Origin of the sequence: Synechococcus sp. R6-10 (genome assembly GCF_047461815.1) — a bacterium.
GTDB lineage: Bacteria > Cyanobacteriota > Cyanobacteriia > Thermostichales > Thermostichaceae > Thermostichus.
The window spans coordinates 1-2,486 of record NZ_JANSHW010000590.1 but is presented as its reverse complement, the minus strand read 5'-3'; the positions used below and the strand labels follow the sequence as shown (position 1 = coordinate 2,486).

Genomic DNA, 2,486 nt, shown 5'->3' with positions numbered 1-2,486 from the left:
TCGTCTCTTCTGAGACACAGCTGGATCCCAAGTGGCGCTTGGTGTGGGAGCTCGTCAACGGCCGTGCTCAGGCAAGAAACCTGATCTATGCCGACCTGAGCAGGGCCAATTTGAGCCAGGCTGACTTGAGCGGAGTCAAGCTTACAGGGGCGAGCTTGGTGGAGGCTGACCTGAGAGGAACTAACCTCAGCGGGGCAAATTTGAGGTGGGCAGAGTTGGGCAAAGCCAATCTGAGTCAGGCGGACTTGAGAGGCGCCAACCTCAGCCAGACCAATCTGAATAAGGCAAACCTGGAGGGAACCAACCTCTGTGGAGCCAGCCTGATCAAGGCTGAACTGGTCAGGGCCAAACTGGTGGGGGCCAAATTGGTCGGCGCCAAGCTCATTGGAGCCAACTTGAGCAAGGCCAGCTTAGTTGGCACCGACCTGAGGGAGGCTAACCTCATCGGCACCAACCTCAGCGAGGCCAAGCTGGGCAGGTCGGGTTTGAACTTGCTTGATGTCAATGCTCCCAGCCCTCTGCGCTACCTGAGCCAAACGGACTTGAGCGGGGCAGATCTGAGGAAAGCCAACCTGAGCCGGGCAGACCTTAGCCAAGTCAAGCTCATCGGAGCTAACCTAAGCCGAGCTTCCCTAAGCAGAGCCGATCTCAGCGGGGCTGACCTGAGCGCAGCTAGCCTCAACAAGGCCAAGCTAGGAGAAGCCAACCTAACCCAGACCAAGCTGGGCAGAGCCAAGTTACGTAACGCTTACCTCAGCGGTGCCGACCTCAGCGGGGCCAACCTGAGGGGGGCAGATCTGAAATTGGCCAACCTGCGACGCTCTATTCTTTCTCCAGAAACTCAGCTCGATGCCAAGTGGCATCTTGTGTGGGAACTGGTCAATGGTCGGCCCGACAACAGAAACCTGGAGGGAGCCGACTTAAGCGGAGCTAACTTGAACTGGATCGACTTGGGCGGAGTCAAGCTGGTCGGCGCCAATTTAAGCGGGGCCAACCTTATTGGAGCCAATCTCAGCGGGGCCGATCTCAGCCGAGCCAATCTCAGCGGGGCCGATCTCAGTTGGGCTGACCTGAGCTATGCCAACTTGGAAGGCTCCAACCTGGATCATGCCACTGTAGAAGGCGCAAACCTCAAAGGCGCAAGACTTGATTTCAAGTGGAAATGGATCTGGCTGTCCCTCTGGCTTAAAGGTTTGGCGAGCATCTGGTTTGACCACCGCGATGTCCCTCGCCTGCTTCCTCCTGCTACCTCGGATCCCCACCGGCATCCTCTAGCCAAGGGAAACTAATGGTTGGCTCCCTCAATTTCTTTGGTTAGGGCCACGCGGCTTTGTGCCCTAGCAAAACTTTTCAAGCCAAGAGGACTGCTCTAGGATAAAGCATGTTCTTCTGAGGAGAATCCCCACAGTGTCGCACTTCACCAGCATCAAGGTTCAGTTCAAAAATAAAGAGATCCTGAAAGGCGCTTTGGTTGCCCAAGGTCACGAGGTCTTGGAAAACACTTATGTCCGGGGGTATGGAGGGAACCGTGTCCAGGCAGATCTGGTGGTTAGGCGCAGCAACGGCTACGACATTGGCTTTCGCCAACGGGGGGACAGCCTGGAGATGATTGCCGACTTTTGGGGAACGGGAGTCAGCGCTGAGGCTTTCTTAGCGCCAATCCGCCAAGCCTATACCCGCGAGCAGCTTCTTGCGACGGCCGCGGAGAAGGGATTTACGGTAGAGTCGGAATCTGTGGATGAAAAAGGGCAGATCAGGATTGTGTTGGGGCGCTGGGCTTGAGGAGGCATTATGGCGGAATATCAACAGGTTGAATACATCATCGACAAAGATGGCAACGTGATTGAGCGCGTGCTCAATGTCAAAGGCAAGGGCTGCCTTGAACTAACTGAGGAAATAGAAAGGGCATTGGGCACAGTTCAAAAAAGGGAACTGTTGCCTGAATATGACCAGGTACCAGTCATAGAAGAAGATGTCCAGCGTCAGGTGGAGCGTCTATGAATGCCCCAAACCCCTTTCTTGATCCCCTGTCTGGTTTAACCAAAGGGATCCAAAAGACTCTGGCTAGGATTCCATTTTGGAGTCGTAACTCTGAAATGAAAAGTCATGATGCCCTGCTGCGCAATCTCATGCAGGCTGCCGGTATCTCAACCTGGCGAGAGCTTCGACAAAAGGCCAAACTGAGTCGAGGAGCCCTAAATGCCCTGAGAACTGGACAGGCCGAAAAGCTGAAGTTAGCCGATCTCAATCGAGCGGCCAGCATTTTGCAAGTACCCTTGCCGAACCTTATTCAGGATTTTAGCGGAATTGAGCTAGCATCGGAGTCTGTAGAAACGGCTCAGGAATTGCAGCGGCTGCACAAACAGCTAGAACAGCAGGAAGGGCAATTGCGCCATCAAATCCGCGCCGAACTGGTGGAAAAGCTCAAGCCTCTTTTGGTGCAATATCCTACCCTGCAGCAGGTTGTGCAGAGGCGACCGGATTAC

At 54.7% G+C, this 2,486-nt stretch carries 4 protein-coding genes; all 4 read left to right on the top strand.

Annotated elements, in window-relative coordinates; genetic code table 11:
- Positions 1-1,289: pentapeptide repeat-containing protein (locus NW837_RS14220; RefSeq protein WP_414332243.1), on the top strand; the 1,289-nt coding region annotated here is incomplete at its 5' end.
- A 118-nt stretch (positions 1,290-1,407) separates the two neighbouring features.
- Complete coding sequence (locus tag NW837_RS14215; protein WP_099812548.1) at positions 1,408-1,782, top strand: DUF1257 domain-containing protein; 375 nt, start codon at positions 1,408-1,410, stop codon at positions 1,780-1,782.
- Between the two features lie 9 nt (positions 1,783-1,791).
- Entirely contained in the window at positions 1,792-2,001 is a 210-nt protein-coding gene (locus tag NW837_RS14210; RefSeq protein WP_099812547.1) for a DUF2997 domain-containing protein, read from the top strand.
- Positions 2,002-2,096: 95 nt separating this feature from the next.
- Positions 2,097-2,486 (top strand): helix-turn-helix domain-containing protein (locus NW837_RS14205; RefSeq protein WP_414332242.1); only part of this gene is annotated, 390 nt, incomplete at its 3' end.